Here is a 19,463-nt window from a genome sequence, read left to right on the forward strand (position 1 = left end):
AGGTCACCCATCCACGGCACCGCGCCTCACCGCGGCCACGAAGGACGCCCAGCCGTCCGCGGTGAAGGTGAGCGCGGGGCCGTGGGGGTTCTTGCTGTCACGCACGGGGACAACACCTATGAGCGCATCGGAGACCTCAAGGCACTGACCGCCGTCAGAGTTGCTGTAGGAGCTCTTGCGCCAGTTGACGGCGCTCGGATCGAGGGATGATCGCAAGGCATTTCCTCCAAACATGCGCCGGGAGCACCCACTCAGTCTCGCAGGCTGCCGTCCTTTACGGCCGAAACGAACGATGCCCAGCCATCCGCGGCGAACGTCAGCACGGGCCCTTGAGGGTTCTTGCTGTCCCGAACCGGTACGACGGCGGCGTATCCATCAGCGATCTCGACACAGTCGCCTCCGGTCGAGTTGCTGTAACTGCTCTTGCGCCACTTTGCGGCAGATCGCACGGCACTTCCTCCAAAATGCTCAGGACGAACTTCCGAGACTCGACCGGCGACAATGCCAAGTCACGCATCGCATCGTACGCACGTTGTAGGTGCTCAACAGCCCCGTATTCTTCGACAAGTTCACCCCTGTAGGCGTTCTCGACATAGGCTACGGTCCGCGCGTCCGGCAACCTCAGGAACTTGACAGCCGTGCTGTCCAAGCCGTGCATGCCCGCGCTGAACGGCAACACCTGAAGCGTGATCTTCGGGCGCTCCGACATGCTGGCCAAGTACTCCAGCTGTTCCCGCCATGCGGCTGCATCACGCGGCCTGGTCCGTAGCACGGCCTCCGACAGGATGACGCGAAGCGGCGGGGCATCCGCCCGCTCCAACAGCCCACGTCGGCCCATCCGCGCCTCCACCTGCTGTGTCAGCTCGGGGTCCTGGAGCCCACCGGCCACCAGCAGCTCCCTCGCGTACCCCGGCGTCTGCAACAGCCCCGGCAGCACGCTCACTGCGAAGTGCCACAGGCTGGTCGCGTCCGCCTCCAGGGCCATGTACCGGCGGTACCGCTCCTTGAACTGCGTCTGGTCGCTGACCGCCAGCTCCCACAGCGCCAGGAGCAGCCCCGGCGTCCCGTAGTGCTGGTCCAGGGCCTGCACGACCTCGGGCCCGCCGACCGTCTCGCCCTTCTCCATCTTCCCGAACAACGACCAGTCCCAGCCCAGCCTTTCGCCGAGCTGCCGCAGACTGTCGCCGCGCTCGGTGCGCAGGTGCCGCAGCTCCTCCGCGAACCGTGCGCGTGGTTCCCTGCTGCGGCCCGTGACCGCCCGCCTCGTCGGCATCGCACCCTCCGTGGAACGTGTGGAACATGCGGGACCCACCGGAGAAGCACACCCCGCCCTCGGTGTGTCGTGCCCCTGGCCGGGCCATTCTCGTAACGAGCCCCTCACGCACCGTAGTACCGGCCGCCTGGGCGGGCCGACGAATCGGCGAAAGAACAACCGAAGGAAGAGCTCCCATGGCACCTCCGTCGCAGAAGCCATCACTCCCCCGCAGGACCCCCCGGTCCGCGCACGGGCCGGCGGCCAAGATCCAGGAGGCCGTGAGCGCGCGCGACGACCTCGCCGACGCACTGACCGGCGCGGGAATTCAGCTGCCCGCGATGGATGTGCGCACCCCGTGGCCGGAAACGGACAGCGACGGCAGCGCGCGGCAGGCCCGTTACGCGCTCGTCCACCTCGGCATCTGCTCCGCCCCCGTGGCGCACGCCCTCGCCACGGTGATCCGGAGAGGAGCGGCCGGGTGACCGATGCCGACGACCCCCTCCGCGTCGGGGTGGCCGTACGCGACGGGGACAGCGGCCGGGTGGGCCTGGTGATGGGCCACGAGGGCCCCTACCTCCAGCTCCGCCCGCTCGGCGGTGGCCGGGAGTGGGACGCGGCCCCGGCCCGCCTACGGCCGCTCGGCCCGGCCGAGTTGCTGAGCGCCCGGGTCGCCGAGGCCAACGCCCGCAGCCGCACCGGCCTCGGCCTCGGCGACATACGGGGCTCCCCGCCCACCGACCGGCTCGACGGTGACCGGTGACCGGTGACCGGTGACCGCACAGCCGGCCGCCCCGCCGGCCTCGTAGGGGACTTTCACCGCTACGCGCCCGAGTCGCTCCGAATTGGCTGGAATAACCCTGCAAGTATCACTGAATCAATCGGTAATCTTGATTCAAGGAGGTGCGGGGGATGAACCTCGAAGAGATCGGAAGACGTGTGGCGCTGGAACGGTCACATGCAGGCATGACACAACGAGATCTGGCCGCACGGGCGGAATTGAGCCAGCCGACACTCCATCGCATCGAGGCTGGCGAGCGGTCTGCCCTGACGGCGGCCGAGCTGGACCGGCTGGCGGTCGCCCTCGACGTACCGCTGACGCGGCTCACGCGGGCCAATCCGGTGGGGAAGCGCATGCGGGTCGCGGCTCGCGCGGGACGGAGCGCGGCCGAGGATCTATCGGTTGCCACCCGTAAGGCCGAGGACATCCTGACTCTCGACGACAGGATGGATGCGTTCGCCCTGCGGTCCGAGCACCGCGGCGACGTGGGAGGGGCCGGCCTGACCTGCGAGCTGCCGCCTGAGTCCTTGACTGCCGAGGACCAAGGCCGTGGGCTGGCCAGAGCGGTCCGGGGCAAATTGGAACTCGGTCTGGGGCCTGTGGCCAATCTCGCCGAGTTCGCGGAGTCCGTTGTGGGCGTCGACACGGCCGTGGTCGACCTGCCGCACCGTGTTTCCGGCTTTACCGCGACTGACCCCGACAGGAACGTCATCCTTGTCCTGGTCAATTCGGCCGATGTCCCCGAGCGTCAGCGTTTTACCCTGGCTCATGAGTTGGGGCACGTGCTGTTCGGGGACGGCAGCGACGCACACCTGCTGGACGGCGAGCGCACGCACGCCGAGATGCGATGCGATGCCTTCGCCCGGCATCTCCTTCTTCCCGAGCCCGGACTTGCCCGCTGGATGCGGGAGAATGCCCCGGCCGGTCCTGGGCTCAAGGAATGTGCCCTGGCAGCGCACCACTACGAGGTGAGTCTCCGAGTCGTACTGATCCAGTGCCGCCGGCTCGGCCTGTTGACCGACGACGCGGCGAAGTCGTTGGAGGGACCTACCGGCCGTCAGCTCGCCTGGTCCTACGGCTGGGGCCCTCAGTACACCGCGGCGTGTGGCGCAGCGTCACAGGCCCGACCGCCCCGGCGCGTGCTGGAGCGGGCCGTCGAGGCCTACCGCGCCGGGAAGATCGGGGTCAGGGCAGTGGCCGCTCTGCAAGGATCGGAACCGAATGCGACAGCGCTTGAGCTCGCAGATGCGGGGATCACACCCCCGCCGCCGCCCTCCCCCAAGAGGATTGATGTCTCTACGCTCATCGCCCGCCGGGCAGGCCACCGCGAGCGCAGGGACGGAGACGCCTGGGAATGACCGTCCGAGCAAGTGAACGGGACGACGGCGAGAGCACACTGCCGACGCAGGACTCGGTCTGCGTCCTCGACGCAGTGGCATGTGTCCACTTCGCGGGCGCCAATCTGAATCGTGTGCTCACCACCGCACTCGCGCACGCGGGCTGGGTGATTCTCGTGCCTCAGGAAGTGTGCGACGAGATCCGTGGGAAGGAGCGCAAGTTCCCCGGCCTTGAGAAGCGGTGGGCCGCACTCGAACGCAGCCCCTATGTCCGTGTCTTACCCAGGCTCGAAATGACCAGGCCGTCAGACCTCCGAGTGATTACCGTCCTCGAGGAACTGCGCGACGCGGAGTTCGAGCGGGCACTGCTCCAGCGGAAAGACCTCGGAGAGTGTGTCGTGGTGGCCCACGGCGTAGGCCTCCGTGAGCAGGGCCACGACGTCACACTACTGATGGACGACCACGGTGGCCAGACAATGGCAGCGGAGCGAGGCCTGGCTTACGCGACCATCGAGGACGTACTCGTACTTGCTGTGGATGCGGGGTGTTTCGCGACAGGGCAGGATCTGATGAAAGCGTACGCGCGCCTCCAGGAGTTCGGCTCGGGTCTGCCGGACTACCGGCGGACCGCCCTCCCCGGTGCGTACCGCACATGGGCGGAGGCATAGGCGGGCGCTGAGGCCATCACCCTGCGGGCCTGGCCTCGAGGGCTCAGTTCACCACCTTCGCCGGCGCAGGTCCGACGAGGGTGTCGCTCGGGAGCGGGTCGCGGGAGCGGCGTTTGGCTATGACGGCGCAGACCATCAGCTGCATCTGGTGGAAGAGCATCAGCGGCAGCACCGCGAGGCTCGCGTGGGCGCCGAACAGGACGCTGGCCATCGGCAGCCCCGCCGCCAGGCTCTTCTTCGATCCGGCGAACTGGATCGCTATCCGGTCTTCCCGGTCGAAGCCGAGCCGCTTGGAGCCGTACCAGCTGATCGCGAGCATCAGGGCCAGCAGTACCGCCTCGACGGCGAGCAGGGCTCCGAGCCTGAGTGCGGTGACCTGGTGCCAGATTCCGGCCACCATGCCCTCACTGAAGGCCGTGTAGACGACGAGCAGGATCGAGCCCCGGTCGACGTAGCCCAGCACCTTGCGGTGGCGGCTGATGAATCCCCCGATCCAGCGGCGCAGCAGCTGGCCGGCCAGGAACGGCACCAGGAGCTGGAGGACGATCTTGACCAGGGAGTCCGCGGAGAATCCGCCCCCGCTCCCGCCCAGCAGCGCGGCCGCCAGCAGCGGTGTCAGCACGATCCCGGCGAGGCTGGAGAAGGAGCCGGCGCAGATGGCGGCCGGTACGTTGCCACGGGCGATGGAGGTGAACGCGATCGAGGACTGGATGGTCGAGGGCACCAGGCACAGGAAGAGGAAGCCGTCCTGGAGCTGCGGGGTCAGCACATGGGGCACAAGGCCGTGGCTCGCCAGACCGAACAGCGGGAACACCACGAAGGTGCAGGCCATGACGGTGAGGTGGAGCCGCCAGTGCTTGAGGCCGTCCATCGCCTCGGCGGTCGAGAGCCGCGCTCCGTAGAGGAAGAAGAGCAGGGCCACCGCACCGGTCGACGCACCGCCCGCCGCATCCGCGCCTGTCCCGGACGCGGGCAGCAGCGCCGCCAGGACCACGGTGCCGATCAGCGCCAGGATGTAGGCGTCGACCGGCAGCCAGGACGGCAGCGCGGGGATTCGGCGGCTGGTGCGGCTACTCATGTGCTCCGGACTCTCTCGGCGATCAATGGACTCGTGCAGTCACCATCCATCCTGCTTCCGAACGCCGCGATCGGGAATCAGGTATACCGAACTGACTGTCATCACGAAGCGCGATAGCCTCGGCCCCATGTACGACCCCGTTCAGCTCCGTACCTTCCTGGCCGTCGCCCAGACCCTCAGCTTCACCCAGGCGGCACGCCGGCTGGGCGTCCGCCAGTCCACGGTCAGCCAGCACGTGCGGCGGCTGGAGTCCGAGGCGGGGCGGCAGCTGTTCGACCGGGACACGCACCGGGTCGATCTCACCCAGGACGGCGAGGCCATGCTGGGCTTCGCGCGGACGATCCTCCAGGCCAACGAGCGGGCGGCGGCGTTCTTCACCGGCACCCGACTGCGCGGACGGCTGCGCTTCGGGGCGTCCGAGGACTTCGTCCTGACGCGTCTCCCGGAGATCCTGGAGTCCTTCAGGCGCGAGCACCCCGAGGTCGAGCTCGAACTCACGGTGGAGCTGTCCGGCGCGCTGCACCGACAGCTGGAGGCGGGGCGGCTCGATCTGGTGCTGGCCAAGCGCCGGGCCGGGGACACCCATGGGGAGCTGGTCTGGCAGGACACCCTGACCTGGATCGGCGCCCCGCAGCTGCGGATCGACCCCGAGCGGCCCCTGCCGCTGATCGCCTTCCCGCCGCCCGGCATCACGAGAGCGCGCGCCCTGGAGGTACTGGAGGAGCACGGCAGGCCCTGGCGCTTCGCGTGTACGAGCGCGAGCCTCAGCGCGCTCGTGGCGGCGGCCCGCGCGGGCCTGGGAGTGATGGCGCACACCCGTGGCCTGATCCCGCCCGGACTCGTCCCGGTGTCTGCCCGAGCGGGCCTGCCCGAGCTGGGCGACGTGGATTTCGTCCTGCTGCACGGGCGGCGCAGGAACACCGCCCAGGAGGCGGCCGACGCACTCGCCGCGGCGATTCTCGCGGGCGGCGACCGCCTCCACCGCGGTCCTGTGATGCCTTCGCATCCGGAGCCCGCGTAGCGCTCCCACCGGTGGCAGCGGCGGCCCGTGCGTAATTTCCGCGTACAGATTCGGTGGAGATTCCCGCGCCTGCTGCTTACTCCGTGGTCAGAAGTCCGCCCGAGCCTGGCCAATCTGGCCCGATTTCTACGGTTGGCCTGGCCAGATGGCACGTTTTCCGGCCACTTCGGACCCTCCCGCGCCCTCGCCCGGTGAGGTAGCGTCGCGGCTCGCCGTGCGGAGCGCCACAAGGAGCAGGTCATTGCGCGAGTTCACTGTCCCACCCATGGCGGCTGCCCCTCAAGTCGGCGGTCTTGCCGATACCGTCTTCGATTTCGCGGAGGAGGACCCCCACAGGATCGCCCTCGGCCGCAAGGACGCGGAGGGCCGATGGCACGATGTGTCGGCGGCCACCTTCCGTGACGAGGTGCTGGCTCTCGCCAAGGGTCTGATCGCACACGGCGTGCGGTTCGGCGACCGGGTCGCCCTCATGTCGCGTACGCGCTACGAGTGGACGCTCTTCGACTTCGCCCTGTGGACGGTGGGCGCCCAGTCCGTGCCGATCTATCCGACGTCGTCGGCCGAGCAGGTCCTGTGGATGCTGCACGACGCCGAGGTCGCGGCCGTCATGGTCGAGCACGAGGACCACGCGATGACGATCGGTTCGGTGATCGACCGGCTGCCGAATCTTCACAGGCTCTGGCAGTTGGACGCCGATGTGGTGAACGAACTCTTCGAGGCCGGGGCGCTGGTCGACGACGAGGTCGTGCACCGGCACCGTCGCGCGGTGACTCCCGACTCGGTGGCGACCGTGATCTACACCTCCGGGACGACGGGGCGCCCCAAGGGTTGTGTCATCACCCACGCCAACTTCATGTTCGAGGCCGACACCATGGTCGGCCGCTGGCATCCGGTGTTCCTCTCCAAGCCGGGCGAGGAGGCGGCGACGCTGCTCTTCCTGCCGCTCGCGCATGTCTTCGGCCGCATGGTGGAGATCGCGGCGCTGCGGGGCCGGGTGAAGCTGGGGCACCAGCCCGAGCTGTCGGCGAAGGCGCTGATGCCGGACCTCGTGGCCTTCCGGCCCACCTTCATCCTGGCGGTGCCGTACATCTTCGAGAAAGTCTTCAACGGCGCACGGCGCAAGGCCGAGTCGGAGGGCCGCGCCGGGGCGTTCGACAAGGCCGTCGACATCGCGGTCAAGTACGCGGAGGCGCTGGAGGAGCGGTCCTTCGGCACCGGCCCCGGACCGTCAGCGGGGCTGCGGATGCAGCACCAGTTCTTCGACAAGGTCGTCTATCGCAAGGTCCGCGACGCGATGGGCGGCCGCGTGCGGCACGCCATGTCGGGCGGCTCCGGCATGGACCGCAGCCTCGGGCTGTTCTTCGCGGGCGCGGGCGTCACGGTCTACGAGGGCTACGGCCTGACCGAGACGACCGCGGCCGCCGCCGCCAATCCGCCGGAGCGCACCCGCTACGGCACCGTCGGTCTGCCGATCCCCGGCTCCACCGTGCACATCGCCCGGGACGGCGAGATATGGGTGCACGGCGCCAACGTCTTCTCCGGATACCTGAGCGACCCGAAGGCCACGGACTCCGTGCTGCACGACGGATGGCTGGCCACCGGCGACCTGGGGGCACTCGACGAGGACGGCTATCTCACCATCACCGGGCGCAAGAAGGAGATCCTGGTGACGTCCGGCGGCAAGAGCGTTTCCCCCGGGGGTCTTGAGGAGCGGGTACGCGCGCATCCGCTGGTGGCCCAGTGCATCGTCGTCGGGAACGACCGGCCCTACATCGCGGCGCTGGTCACCCTGGACCACGAGGCGATCGAGCACTGGCTCGCCATGCAGGGCCGTACGCCGATGCGCCCCGCGGATCTGGTGCGCGACCCCGACCTGGAGATGGAGGTGCGCCGGGCGGTGGTGGCCGCGAACACGGCGGTGTCCCAGGCGGAGTCCATCCGTACCTTCCGTATCCTGGCGCACCAGTTCACCGAGGAGCACGGTCTGCTGACCCCCTCGCTCAAGCTGAAGCGGAAGGCGATCGAGACGGCGTACTCGGCGGAGGTCGACGCCCTGTACCGCTGAGCGATGGCTGCCTCCGACGGGCCGCCCCTGCACAGCTCTTCTCCGGTTCGCCGGATGGCGACGGCCGGGAATGCTTAGGCTTTTCCGATCGTTCACCGGGGAGCACCCGTGCCCGATCGGGAGCACCCACCCCACAACGTAAGGATCGACTGCTCGTGAGCCAGGTCCCCACCATCACCCTCAACAACGGCCTCGACATGCCGCAGCTCGGCTTCGGTGTGTGGCAGGTACCGGACACCGAGGCCACGGCGGCGGTGGCCACCGCCCTGGAGGCCGGGTACCGGAGCATCGACACCGCCGCGCTCTACGGGAACGAGGCGGGCACCGGCAAGGCCATCGCAGCCTCGGGCGTGCCCCGTGAGGAACTCTTCGTCACCACCAAGCTGTGGAACACCGATCAGGGTCATGACTCGACGCTGCGCGCGTTCGACGCCTCGCTGGACAAGCTGGGTCTTGACTACGTCGACCTCTATCTCATCCACTGGCCGGTGCCGGCCAAGGACGCCTACGTCGAGTCGTACAAGGCGTTCGAGCGGATCCTCGCCGACGGCCGGGCGAAGGCCATCGGTGTGTCCAACTTCCACCCGGAGCATCTGGAGCGCCTGCTGGGCGAGACCTCCGTCGTCCCCGCGGTCAACCAGATCGAGCTGCACCCCCAGCTCCAGCAGGCCGTCCCCCGCGCCCTGCACGCCGAGCACGGCATCGTCACCGAGGCCTGGTCGCCGCTGGGCTCGGGCAAGGGCCTGCTGGAGGTCCCGACGGTCGTCGCCGTCGCGCAGAAGCACGGCCGCAGCCCCGCCCAGGCGGTGCTCCGCTGGCATCTGCAAACCGGCCATGTGGTGATCCCCAAGTCCGTGACGCCGTCACGGATCGCGGAGAACATCGATGTGTTCGACTTCGAGCTGGACGCCGACGACCTGGCGGCGTTCGCCGCGCTCGACGAGGGCAAGCGGACCGGGTCCGACCCGGCCGAGATGAACGTCGGCGCCTGATCCCCGGCTTCACAGCCGTGAGCGGTGTGCGGGGGCCGGGACGTCGTCCCGGCCCCCGCACACCGTTCTTCAGCGTCGGGCCAGCCGCAGTGTGACCAGCTCGAACGGGCGCAGCGAGAGGCTCACGCCCTCCTCGGTGAGCTCCGGCACCGTCACATCGGCCAGCGGCCGCTCCAGCAGGTCGGTCACCGCGAGGCCTGAGGCGTCGAAGCCGGTGGTGAGGCGTACCCGGGCCCGGCCTCCGGTGGACTCGTAGAGCCGGACGACGAGGTCACCGCTCGCGTCGTCGGCGAGCTTGACCGCGCTGACGACGACCGCGTCGTTGTCGACGGTCACCAGTGGTGCCACCTCATGCTCGCCGGTGACGCGGCGCTCGGGCAGATTGACGCGGAAGCCCTCACGCACCGCGTCACCGATCGCGGCGCCCGGCGCGAGTGCGTGCCGGAAGCGGTGCACGCCCTGGTCGGTCTCCGGGTCGGGGAACCGCGGGGCGCGCAGCAGTGACACCCGCACCGTGGTGGTGGTTCCCGCGTCGGTGGTGCGCACCGTGCGGGTCACATCGTGCCCGTACGTCGAGTCGTTGACGAGCGCCACGCCCCAGCCCGGCTCCTCCAGATGGACGAACCGGTGGTTGCACGCCTCGAACTTGGCGGCCTCCCAGCTGGTGTTGGTGTGGGTGGCGCGGTAGAAGTGCCCGAACTGCGTCTCGGACGCGTACCGTTCGGCGTGCACGTCGAGCGGGAAGGCGGCCTTGAGGAACTTCTCCGTCTCGTGCCAGTCGACCTCGGTGTCGATGTCGAGGCGCTTGGCACCGGCGGTGAGGGTCAGCAGCTGGGTGACCTTGGACGCGCCGAAGCTCCGTACGATCCGCACGCCGGCCCTGCCGTCCTCCTCGACGGGGGTGAGCTCGTCCAGGTCGGTGAGGTCGGTGACGGTGTTCCGGTAGAACGCGTCGACGTCCCAGGCATCCCACATGTTCGGGAAGTCGGGGTGGATCTGGAGGAGGTTCGCGGCCTGCCCCGGTGCGACGGTCTCGCGCTCGGCGCCGATGTCGTACGCCGATACGACCAGGCCCCTGGCGTCGATCTCGACCCGCAGGAGTCCGTTGTCGAGGACGTGACCGCCGCCCTCGCGCGGGGCCGGCCGGCCCTCCCCCGCGACGGGTGCGGCGCCGGCCGCGCCCGCCGGAACGCCGGCCCTGGCGTGCGGGGCGGAGTTGAAGACGAGCTCGTGTCCGGCAGCGGGGTCGCCGGCCAGGGCGCGCTGCGCTGCGTCCACGATGCCGTTCAGTTCCTCGGCGACGGCCGCATAGGTCTTCTCCGCCTCGCGGTGCACCCAGGCGATCGACGACCCCGGCAGGATGTCGTGGAACTGGTGGAGCAGGACGGTCTTCCAGATCCGGTCCAACTGCTCGTACGGGTAGGTGAAGTCGCCCCGCACGGCGGCCGTCGCGGCCCACAGCTCGGCCTCGCGCAGCAGGTGTTCGCTCCGGCGGTTGCCCTGCTTGGTCTTCGCCTGGCTGGTGAGGGTGGCGCGGTGGAGCTCCAGGTACAGCTCACCGACCCACACCGGCGCGTCGGGGTACTCCGCCTCGGCCTTGGTGAAGAAGTCGGCGGGCTTCTCCCACTCGACGGTGGCGGAGCCCTCCAGGCTGCGCATCCGGCCGGCCTTCGCGATCATCTCGCGGGTCGTACCGCCGCCGCCGTCGCCCCAGCCGGTCGGCGCGAGCGAGTGGCGGGCGACGCCCTTGTCCTTGAAGTTGTCGGCGGCGTGGGCGATCTCGCTGCCCTTCATGGAGCAGTTGTACGTGTCGACGGGCGGGAAGTGCGTGAAGATCCGCGTGCCGTCGATGCCCTCCCAACGGAAGGTGTGGTGGGGGAACTTGTTGGTCTGGCTCCATGAGATCTTCTGCGTGAGCAGCCACTTGGAGCCGGCCGCCTTGATGATCTGCGGCAGTCCCGCGGCGAAGCCGAAGGTGTCGGGCAGCCACGCCTCGTCGTTCTCGATGCCGAACTCGTCGATGAAGAAGCGCTTGCCGTGCACGAACTGACGGGCCATCGCCTCCGATCCGGGCATGTTGGTGTCGGACTCGACCCACATGCCGCCGGACGGCACGAACCTTCCGTCGGCGACGGCCTTCTTGACCTTGGCGTACACCTCGGGGCGGTGTTCCTTGATCCAGGCGAACTGCTGGGCCTGGGACATCGCGAAGACGAAGTCCGGCTCGTCGTCGAGCAGGGCCGTCATGTTGGACGTCGTACGCGCGACCTTGCGGACCGTCTCACGCAGCGGCCACAGCCAGGCGGAGTCGATGTGGGCGTGTCCCACCGCGCTGATGCGGTGCGCGGACGGCTGCGCTGGGGTGGCGAGCACCTCGGCGAGCTCCGCGCGGGCGGCGGCCGCCGTGCCGTTGACGTCCTGGAGATCGACCGCGTCGAGCGCCCTGCCGATCGCCCGCAGGATGTCCCAGCGTCGGGCGCCCTCTACGGGCAGCTCCGCCATCAGCTCCCCCAGCACCTCCAGGTCCTGGACGAGGTTCCAGACGTGCTCGTCGAAGACGGCGAGGTCCATCCGGGCGAGGGTGTACTGGAGCTCGCCGCCGGCGGTCTCCTTGTCGCCGAGCCGGGTCGGCAGGAAGGGGTGGTAGTCCAGGATGACGGGGTTGGACGCGGCCTCGATGTGCAGCAGGACCGCTTCGCCGCCCTCGACGGGAGCCCCCACGCGCACCCACTGGTTGCGCGGGTTGAGGCCCTTCACCGGGGTGCCGTCGGGCCTGTACACGAGGCCCTCGCACTGGAAGCCGGGCATGTTCTCGTCGAAGCCCAGGTCGAGGAGCGCCTCGACGGTGCGGCCCGCCCAGTGCGCGGGGACGGTCCCGGAGACACGGAACCAGCAGGTGCTCCAGGGGGCTCCCCACCGGTCACCGACCGCGATGGGCTCGACAGGTCCTGCCAGGCCTTCGGCGACCGGGACGGGCTCTCCCGGGGCGTTCCAGACGGCGACGTCCAGCGGTACGGACTCCGGGTGTACGGCGGGCCTGATGCGCTCGTCGAGTACGCGCTTCAGACGGGCTTCGACCAGGCTGCGGTCGTCGTGCATGAGGGTGACTCCGTAGGGATGTGAGTGCGGGTGAGGGTGTGTTACCAGCGGCCTGCGGCGCGGTTCCGCTGCCGCCGTGAAGCGGCGTACATCAGGGGATCACAGGACCTGGCCGGGTGTGACGACCTCGGTGATCGCACGGGCGGCGAGGTGGTCCCGGTCCTCGGCGTGGCTCGCGAGGACCGTGGTGGGGCGGGCGCCGTCGGCGGTGAGCCGGGCGAACGCCTCGAAGACCGGGCCACCCGGGGCGCACACCGAGCGGTGGGGCGCGGTGGCGTCGTCCCCGGTGTCGACGACGAGCGCGGTGGTACGCGGCGCCGGGCGGTGGGGCGCGGCGCGCTGTTCCTCGACGATCCGGGCGATGGACTGCCCGGCGGGCTTGACCTGCCCGTCGTTGGTCAGCAGTCCGAGGCCGTATTCCAGTTCGGGGAAGTCGGCCAGTGAGCGTGAGACGTCGTGGGAGCACCACCAGGTGACACCCCACACGTCCGGGCAGTCCAGGGCGTTCGCGACGGTCGCCTCGGTGAACGAGGCGGCGTGCTCGGGGGCGATCAAGGGGGCGGGGGCGCCCACCTCCTGGAGCCACACCGGGCGGTGCGGGTCCTGCGCCCACGCCTTGGAGAGTTCGATCAGATACGCCGCGTGGTGCTCGGTCGCCGTGCCGGTACGGCCGTGGCGCTGGGCGGTGCCGTTGAAGACCCAGGAGTGGATGGCGGTGAGCGCGCCGATCCGGGCCGCGTGCGCCGGGGTGAACGCGTGGTCGTCCTGGTACCAGGAGGCGTCGTACTCCGCGTGCAGATGGAGCTTCCCGGGTGCGCCCTCCTCGCAGGCGTCGAGCAGGGTCCGCAGCCAGTCGCCGGCCTGTCCCGGGGTGATCGGGTCGGGGTCGGGGTGCGGGCTGCCGGAGAACTGGTTGACCTCGTTGCCCAGGGTCATGCCGATGAAGTTGGGGCGGTCGGCGAGTGCCCCGGCCAGTGTCCGCAGATACGCGGCCTGGCCGGCGACGACGTCCGGTTCGGTGAACAGGTTGCGGCGGTGCCAGGTCTGGGTCCAGGCGGGCAGGAAGTCGAAGCTCGACAGGTGCCCCTGGAGCCCGTCCACGTTGACGTCGAGCCCGCGTTCGGCCGCCGCGTCGGCGAGTTGGACGAGCTGCTCGACGGCGCGAGGACGGATCAGGGTGCGGTTGGGCTGGAAGAGCGGCCAGAGCGGGAAGACACGGATGTGGTCGAGGCCCAGACCCGCGATGGAGTCCAGGTCGGCGCGCACGGCGTCGAGGTCGAAGTCCAGCCAGTGGTGGAACCAGCCCTGGCTGGGCGTGTAGTTGGCACCGAAGCGGGGCGCGGTGGAGCTCATGAAAGGGGTGATCCTGGTTCTGTGGTGGGGGGGCGTACGGTCATATCCACTCGACCGTTCATCCACTGCTGGGTGACGGGCAGTCAGCCCTTCACTGCGCCTTCGCCGACTCCACGGAAGAAGAAGCGCTGCAGACAGGCGAAGAGCGCGATGAGCGGGGCGACGGCGATGATCGTGCCGGCCGCGACGAGCCGTTCGTCGTTGGCGAAGGTGCCGTGCAGATAGTTCAGACCGATGGTCAGCGTGAAGTTCTCCGGGTCGCTGAGCACGATCAGCGGCCACAGGAAGTCGTCCCAGGCACCCATGAAGGCGAAGATCGCGACGACGGCGAGGGTGCCCTTGACGGAGGGCAGCGCGATCCGCAGGAAGCGCTGCCAGACGTTGGCACCGTCGACGAACGCGGCTTCCTCCACCTCCTGCGGGAGGTTCAGGAAGGCGTTGCGCATCAGCAGGACGTTGATCGCGCCGATGGACCCAGGGAGGAGCACGCCGAGCAGGGTGTTGTTGAGACCGAGATCCCGCATGGTGGTGAACTGCGCGATGATGATGCCCTCCACGGGCACCAGCATGGCGAGGATGAACGCCAGGGTGGCGGCCCGGCGTCCCCGGTAGCGCAGCCTGGCCAGCGCGTAGCCGGCCAGGGCCGCGCCCACGCAGTTGGTGACCACGTTGGCGGCGGCGACCTTCAGGGAGTTCAGCGCGTAGCCCCAGACGGGGATGGTGTCGGCGACCCGGGTGTAGTTGTCCAGGGTGGGGTCGCTGGGGAGGAACTTCGGCGGGGAGCTGAAGATGTCCTCGTTCGGGCCCTTGAGAGAGGTCGACAGCTGCCACAGGAACGGCCCGACGGTCAGGGCCAGCACGAGCAGCAGCAGCACGTACCGCAGGGCGAGCTGCCAGGCCGGGATGCGGCGGCCCTCGGCGTCGGTGATCCTCAGGATGCTCACGCGTCCTCCTTGCGGTCGGCGCGGAGCACCAGCAGCATCAGCCCGACGGTGACGACGAAGATGACGACCGAGATGGCGGAGGCGTACCCGACGCGCCCGCTCAGACCGGTGCCGACCCGCTGGACCAGCATCACCAGGGTGGTGTCCTCGCCGGCCGGACCGCCGGAGGGGCCGGCCATCAGATAGACCTCGGAGAAGACCTTGAAGGCCGACACCGAGGCCAGCGCCGCGACGAGCACCATGGTCGAGCGGACGGCGGGCACGGTGACGGTGATGAAGCGGCGTATCGCGCCGGCACCGTCCACGGCGGCGGCCTCGTGCAGCTCGCGTGGCACGTTGGCGAGGGCAGCCAGGTAGATGATCATGTAGTAGCCGAGGCCCTTCCAGACCGTGACCGTCATCGCGCTCAGCAGCAGCAGCCACTGGTCGCTGAGGAAGCCGACCCTGCCGATGCCCACGGCCTCCAGCAGGGAGTTGATCAGTCCGCGGTCGTCGAGCATCCACACCCAGATCAGACCGACGACCACGATGGACGCCACGACAGGGGTGTAGAAGGCGGAGCGGAAGAAGCTGATGCCGGGGATGTGCCGCTGGACGAGCATGGCGAGCAGCAGAGGAAGAAGGACGAGCGCGGGAACGACGCCCAGGACGTAGAGCGCGCTGTTGCGGAGCCCGATCCAGAACATCTCGTCGTGCAGCAGCTCCCGGAAGTTGTCCAGGCCGACGAACGTGCCGGGGACCAGCGTCCGGCGGTCGGTGAAGGCGTTGACCAGGGTGCTGAAGAACGGGTACAGACTGAAGGCGCCGACGACCAGCAGCCCCGGTGCCGCGAACAGCCAAGGGCTGAGGGGCAGATGGCGGGTGATCCGGCGGACCGGCCGGCCGCCGCGCGCCGCGGTTGCATGTGCGGCGGGGGCGGCCAGGGTCGCGGAGGTGGCGGAGGCGGCGGGTGTGCCGGGGGCGGCAGGGGATTTCATCAGTTCTCAGCTCTGCTGCAGGAGCCGGTCACAGGCCTTGACAGCGTTGTCAAGGGCTTCCTTGGGGCTCTGCTTCCCCTGGAGCGCCTTGGCGATCTGGTTGCGGAGCTCGGTCTTCATCTGCTCGCTGAACAGGACCGGCGTGTAATTGACCGCCGTCTTCAGCGACTTGGCCGCGGCGACCCGGACGCGCGTCTCGTCCGTGCCGTCCTCGTCGGTGAAGTAGGAGTCGTCGAGAGAGCCCTTGGTGCTCGGGAAGATGGCGACCTTCTTCGCGAACTGCATCTGCCGGGTCGCGTCGGTGACGTAGTGGGCGAAGGCCACGGACGCGGGCTTCTGCTTCGTCTGGGCGTTCACCATGAGGCCCATGACGTACATGTTGGCCTTGCCGGTGTTGCTGACCTGGTCGGTGATGCCGATGTTCTTGTAGAGCCCGGGGGCCTGCTTCTTGAAGTTGTCCAGGTCCAGCGCGCTGCCCGGGTTCATCGCCACGGACTCCGTGAGGAACTTGTGGCCCGAGGACTCGGGGGTCGCGGTCAGCGCCTGCGGATCGAGTGCCTTGGCGTCGTACAACTCCTTGTACTTGGTGAGGAGTTGTACGCCCTTGGCATCGTTGAAGGCGAAGCCGGTGCCCTCGTCGTTCATCAGCGCGCCGCCGTAACGGCCGAAGTCCTCGATGGTCGGCACGTTCGCGAGGGCCGCGACCTTCCCGCCGCTCGATCCGGCCAGCTTCAGTCCCGCGTCGAAGACCTCGTCGTAGGTGGTCGGCGGCTTCGCGGGGTCGAGCCCGGCCTTCTCCAGCAGCCGCTTGTTGTAGAACATCGGCCCGGTGTTGAGATACCAGGGGAACGCGAACGTGCCGTCGGAGCCCGGCACCTGATGGCTGGCCCAGGCCTCCGGCAGATACTCGGCACGGTACTTGGACGCCGCCTTGTCGAGGTCCAGGGCTATCCCCGCCTGGGCCAGCGGAGCCACCAGGTCGGGCGAGACGTTCACGACGTCCGGGAGGGTGCCGCCGGCTGCGTCGGCGCTGATCTTGTCGGCGTACCCCTCGCCCGGGCGGTCGACCCACTTGACCTCGGTCCCGGGGTACTTCTTCTCGAAGTCGGCGATCACGCCGTTGAAGTAGTCCTTGAAGTTCGCCTGGAGGTTCCAGGTCTGGAAGGTGATCTTCCCTTCGACCTTGCCCGACGCGTCGGCGGAGTCCGATCCGGAGCCGCCCCCGCAGGCGCTCAACGGCAGGACGGTGGCGAGTACGGCGGCAGCGGCGACTGCTCTGCGGGAGATGCGCACGGTGAACGGCTCCTTTGCTCGGACCAGGCATGCGAAGTCGGGCGGAGTGACGAACCCCGGGCCGCCTTCGCTCGGCTGAGACTGCAAGGCACCCGCCGGAAAGTCAATACATTCATCGAAAGTTGAACTAAACTTTCGGCATATGCGCAGGTCAGAGGAGTACACCACCCCTGTTGCGCTCCATCACTAAAGCGCATTAGAGTTCCGCAACTCAAGCGCATTAGTTGTCCGTTGACTTCTATCGACCCAGCGGCGGGCACGGCATACACTGCCCCGGGGCCCGGCGAGCGCGCCGTCCCCGTACGGGGATCACGGGGATCGCAGGAGAGAGGCATCGGGTGACACCGAAGGGGACGTCGGCCGAGGACATTTCACGGGCCAGACGCGCACCGGCTCGCCGGCCGACCATGAAGGACATCGCTCAACGCGCGGGGGTCTCGGAGAGCGCTGTCTCCTTCGCGCTCAACGGACGTCCCGGCGTCTCGGAGATCACCCGCGACCGGATCCGGCGCGTGGCCGAACAGTTGGGCTGGCGGCCCAGCACGGCGGCGCGCGCCCTGTCCGGCGAGGGGTCGGCCACCGTGGGGCTCGTCGTGGCGCGCCCGGCGGCCAACCTGGGCGTGGACTCCTTCTTCCTCCAGCTGATCTCCGGAATCCAGGAGGTGCTCGCCGAGCGCCAACTGGGCCTGCTCTTCCAGGTGGTGGAGGATGTGGCGGCCGAGTGCGCGGTCTACAGGCGCTGGTGGGCCGAGAACAGGGTCGACGGCGTGCTGGTGGTCGACCCGCGTACGGACGACCCCCGGGCCGCCCTCCTGGACGAACTGGGCCTGCACGCCGTCGTCATCGGTACCCTTCCGGGCAGTGACACGGGCCCGCACCCGGGGCTCTCACAGATCCGGGCGGACGACGCGGGGGCCATGGCCGCGGTGGTGGGCCGTCTGCACGAGCTGGGTCACCGGCGCATCGTGCACATCGCGGGCCTCCCCACGCTCGCCCACACCGACCGGCGCATCGGGTCCCTGCGGATCGAGGCCGACCGGCGCGGGCTGACCGAGGCGCACTCGGTGACCACGGACTACTCCGACATCGAGGGGGCTGCGGCCACGAGGCGGGTGCTGGAGCGGCCGACCCGGCCGACGGCCCTGATCTACGACAACGACGTGATGGCTGCGGCGGGTTCGGCCGTCACCGCCGGCCTCGGCCTCTCGGTCCCCGACGACGTGTCGGTCGTGTCGTGGGAGGACTCCGCCCTCTGCCGGCTGACCGCGCCATGGCTGACCGCACTGTCCCGCGACCCGGTCGCGTTCGGCCGTCTCGCTGCGCGGGAACTGACGGCACTGCTCGACGGCCGCCCCGCCCGCACCGTGCAGGTCCCACTCCCCCGGCTGATCGAGCGGGGCAGTACGGCAGCGGCACATGACGGCGGGGGCGGGGTGGGCGCGGCGTCGGCGGGGTGAGCCACGCCGGGAGGCCGGAGCCCCGGCCCCGCACCCGGTCATCTGCCGACCATCTGCCCCTTGCCCCGGGTGCCCGACTCGTCGTCCTAGCGGGCGAGATGCTGGAGCCAGTCCTGAAGGAGCGCGGTCTCGACGGGACGGAGCGGGACGGCCGCTGGATCCGCGCCACTGAGGGTGGCGTCGAGCGCGAGGGCGCGAGCGGCGAGGGTGGAGTCCGGAACCGGGCTCGTTTCGGTGGTCAGGGCGTCGATGAGCGCTTCCCGCATGCGCGGTGAGACCTCCGGGTCGCGTTCGCTCTCGGGGATGCCGATCAGGGTGAGCGTCACGCCGGTCACCGCCGCCAGTGTGAGGTGGGCGGCAAGGACGGGCGGTACGCGCAGACGGCCGTCGGAGGCGGCGCGGCCGAGGAACGCCATGAGCAGTTCCTGAGCCTCCCGCGCGGCAGGCGGACGCCGACCGGGGCGGTCGGTTCCGTACATCAGCAGGTAGAGCGCGGGGTGTTCCAGGCCGAAGTCGACATGCATGTCCCATCCGCGGCGCATGTCGTCGACCGGGTCGCCGCTCGACGCCAGGGTGTGCTTCTGCGCCAGGTAGACGTCGAACGCGTGGACGGCCAGCGCCGAAAGCAGCCCGTCCTTGTCACCGAAGAGCTGGTACAAGGAGGCGGCCCGGATACCTGCCGCCGCGGCGACGGCGCGGGTGGACAGCGCCTGGGCACCCTTCCGCTCCAGGAGCTCGGCTGCGACTTCCAGGATCTGCCGGCGGCCGGAACTGACCGGCCCGGCAGAGCGCCTGGGCGCCGCACCGACCCAGATCGCATTGGCCTGGCTGCTGCGCCGTTCGCCCTCCATCGTCGTCATCCCCGGCACGAGCGATCCCGACCACCTGCGGTCCAACATCGCGGCTTCCGAAGTCGCAGGGCAATTGACCGACACCGAGGTTGCGGGCCTGACCGCACTCGTCGACGAGTCGCAGGCGGTCCTCGGCGTGCCCACACCCTCAACCGGCGAATGATCGTCGAGGGGCAGTACGGTCGGCGCAGTTGAGTGGACCGCGCCGATGAGCGGGCGCCCGCAAAAAGGGGCGGTCGGGGCGGGAACGAACCAGCCGAATCACACGCCCGGGCAATCCGGCACCACGACGCCA

Annotated in this window: 18 protein-coding genes and 1 pseudogene; 9 read left to right on the forward strand and 10 right to left on the reverse strand. The window is 69.5% G+C overall.

The annotated features are described in order from the left end of the window. Positions 1-3: 3 nt before the first annotated feature. The 3 genes and pseudogenes from OG623_RS04195 to OG623_RS04205 form a co-directional block, all read right to left on the reverse strand. Complete coding sequence (locus OG623_RS04195; protein WP_406144383.1) at positions 4-216, reverse strand: DUF397 domain-containing protein; 213 nt, start codon at positions 214-216, stop codon at positions 4-6. A 35-nt stretch (positions 217-251) separates the two neighbouring features. After that, positions 252-449 carry a DUF397 domain-containing protein gene (locus OG623_RS04200; RefSeq protein ID WP_406144384.1) on the reverse strand — a complete coding sequence of 66 codons (198 nt, stop codon included), beginning with the start codon at positions 447-449 and terminating at the stop codon, positions 252-254. After that, positions 443-1,273 (reverse strand): annotated as a pseudogene (locus OG623_RS04205) (helix-turn-helix domain-containing protein); the annotation flags it as partial. The gene OG623_RS04200 and the pseudogene OG623_RS04205, both read right to left, overlap by 7 nt. Before the next feature lie 176 nt (positions 1,274-1,449). On the opposite strand from OG623_RS04205, the gene OG623_RS04210 reads away from it, so the two are divergent. The 4 genes from OG623_RS04210 (at position 1,450) to OG623_RS04225 (ending at position 4,038) form a co-directional block, all read left to right on the forward strand. Then, entirely contained in the window at positions 1,450-1,737 is a 288-nt protein-coding gene (locus OG623_RS04210) for a hypothetical protein (protein ID WP_406144386.1), read from the forward strand. Continuing rightward, complete coding sequence (locus tag OG623_RS04215) at positions 1,734-2,015, forward strand: hypothetical protein (RefSeq protein ID WP_406144388.1); 282 nt, start codon at positions 1,734-1,736, stop codon at positions 2,013-2,015. The genes OG623_RS04210 and OG623_RS04215 overlap by 4 nt, the downstream gene beginning before the upstream one ends. 149 nt (positions 2,016-2,164) lie before the next feature. Next, positions 2,165-3,391, forward strand: a complete 1,227-nt coding sequence (locus tag OG623_RS04220; RefSeq protein ID WP_406144389.1) for a helix-turn-helix domain-containing protein — start codon at positions 2,165-2,167, stop codon at positions 3,389-3,391. Further along, on the forward strand, positions 3,388-4,038 hold the full coding sequence (locus OG623_RS04225; protein ID WP_406144391.1) for a hypothetical protein: 651 nt from the start codon (positions 3,388-3,390) through the stop codon (positions 4,036-4,038). The genes OG623_RS04220 and OG623_RS04225 overlap by 4 nt, the downstream gene beginning before the upstream one ends. A 43-nt stretch (positions 4,039-4,081) precedes the next feature. On the opposite strand, the gene OG623_RS04230 is transcribed toward OG623_RS04225, so the two are convergent. Then, a complete protein-coding gene (locus OG623_RS04230; RefSeq protein ID WP_406144392.1) occupies positions 4,082-5,116 on the reverse strand; it encodes a bile acid:sodium symporter family protein in 1,035 nt (344 codons plus the stop codon). A 127-nt stretch (positions 5,117-5,243) separates the two neighbouring features. Here OG623_RS04230 and OG623_RS04235 point away from each other — a divergent pair, with 127 nt between their 5' ends. The 3 genes from OG623_RS04235 (at position 5,244) to OG623_RS04245 (ending at position 9,194) form a co-directional block, all read left to right on the forward strand. Next, positions 5,244-6,137: a LysR substrate-binding domain-containing protein gene (locus OG623_RS04235; RefSeq protein WP_406144394.1), complete on the forward strand. Its 894-nt coding sequence runs from the start codon at positions 5,244-5,246 to the stop codon at positions 6,135-6,137. Positions 6,138-6,402: 265 nt separating this feature from the next. Further along, positions 6,403-8,202: an AMP-dependent synthetase/ligase gene (locus tag OG623_RS04240; protein WP_406144396.1), complete on the forward strand. Its 1,800-nt coding sequence runs from the start codon at positions 6,403-6,405 to the stop codon at positions 8,200-8,202. Between the two features lie 155 nt (positions 8,203-8,357). Next, a complete protein-coding gene (locus OG623_RS04245) occupies positions 8,358-9,194 on the forward strand; it encodes an aldo/keto reductase (RefSeq protein ID WP_406144398.1) in 837 nt (278 codons plus the stop codon). Between the two features lie 69 nt (positions 9,195-9,263). Here OG623_RS04245 and OG623_RS04250 read toward each other — a convergent pair whose 3' ends face one another. The 5 genes from OG623_RS04250 to OG623_RS04270 all read right to left on the reverse strand — a co-directional run bounded on the left by OG623_RS04250 (position 9,264) and on the right by OG623_RS04270 (position 16,860). Next, positions 9,264-12,293, reverse strand: coding sequence for an alpha-mannosidase (locus OG623_RS04250; protein WP_406144399.1), 3,030 nt, complete (start codon positions 12,291-12,293; stop codon positions 9,264-9,266). 99 nt (positions 12,294-12,392) lie between these two features. Beyond that, on the reverse strand, positions 12,393-13,646 hold the full coding sequence (locus OG623_RS04255; RefSeq protein ID WP_406144401.1) for a glycosyl hydrolase: 1,254 nt from the start codon (positions 13,644-13,646) through the stop codon (positions 12,393-12,395). An 83-nt stretch (positions 13,647-13,729) separates the two neighbouring features. Beyond that, positions 13,730-14,590 carry a carbohydrate ABC transporter permease gene (locus OG623_RS04260; protein WP_406144403.1) on the reverse strand — a complete coding sequence of 287 codons (861 nt, stop codon included), beginning with the start codon at positions 14,588-14,590 and terminating at the stop codon, positions 13,730-13,732. Then, positions 14,587-15,567, reverse strand: coding sequence for a carbohydrate ABC transporter permease (locus OG623_RS04265; protein ID WP_406144405.1), 981 nt, complete (start codon positions 15,565-15,567; stop codon positions 14,587-14,589). The genes OG623_RS04260 and OG623_RS04265 overlap by 4 nt, the downstream gene beginning before the upstream one ends. A gap of 6 nt (positions 15,568-15,573) precedes the next feature. Beyond that, positions 15,574-16,860 carry an ABC transporter substrate-binding protein gene (locus OG623_RS04270; RefSeq protein ID WP_406144406.1) on the reverse strand — a complete coding sequence of 429 codons (1,287 nt, stop codon included), beginning with the start codon at positions 16,858-16,860 and terminating at the stop codon, positions 15,574-15,576. Positions 16,861-17,267: 407 nt separating this feature from the next. Here OG623_RS04270 and OG623_RS04275 point away from each other — a divergent pair, with 407 nt between their 5' ends. After that, positions 17,268-18,317 (forward strand): LacI family DNA-binding transcriptional regulator, encoded by a 1,050-nt coding sequence (locus OG623_RS04275; protein WP_406144407.1) that lies wholly within the window; start codon positions 17,268-17,270, stop codon positions 18,315-18,317. Positions 18,318-18,403: 86 nt separating this feature from the next. Here the strand turns inward: OG623_RS04275 and OG623_RS04280 are convergent, their stop codons facing one another. Beyond that, the gene (locus tag OG623_RS04280) at positions 18,404-19,216 is read right to left on the reverse strand and encodes a TetR/AcrR family transcriptional regulator (RefSeq protein WP_406144409.1); all 813 of its coding nucleotides are present in this window, start codon (positions 19,214-19,216) and stop codon (positions 18,404-18,406) included. On the opposite strand from OG623_RS04280, the gene OG623_RS04285 reads away from it, so the two are divergent. Beyond that, a complete protein-coding gene (locus OG623_RS04285; RefSeq protein ID WP_406144410.1) occupies positions 19,137-19,331 on the forward strand; it encodes an aldo/keto reductase in 195 nt (64 codons plus the stop codon). The genes OG623_RS04280 and OG623_RS04285 overlap by 80 nt on opposite strands. Positions 19,332-19,463 lie beyond the last annotated feature (132 nt).

Origin of the sequence: Streptomyces sp. NBC_01012 (assembly GCF_045162755.1) — a bacterium.
In the GTDB taxonomy this organism is placed as follows: Bacteria; Actinomycetota; Actinomycetes; order Streptomycetales; family Streptomycetaceae; genus Streptomyces.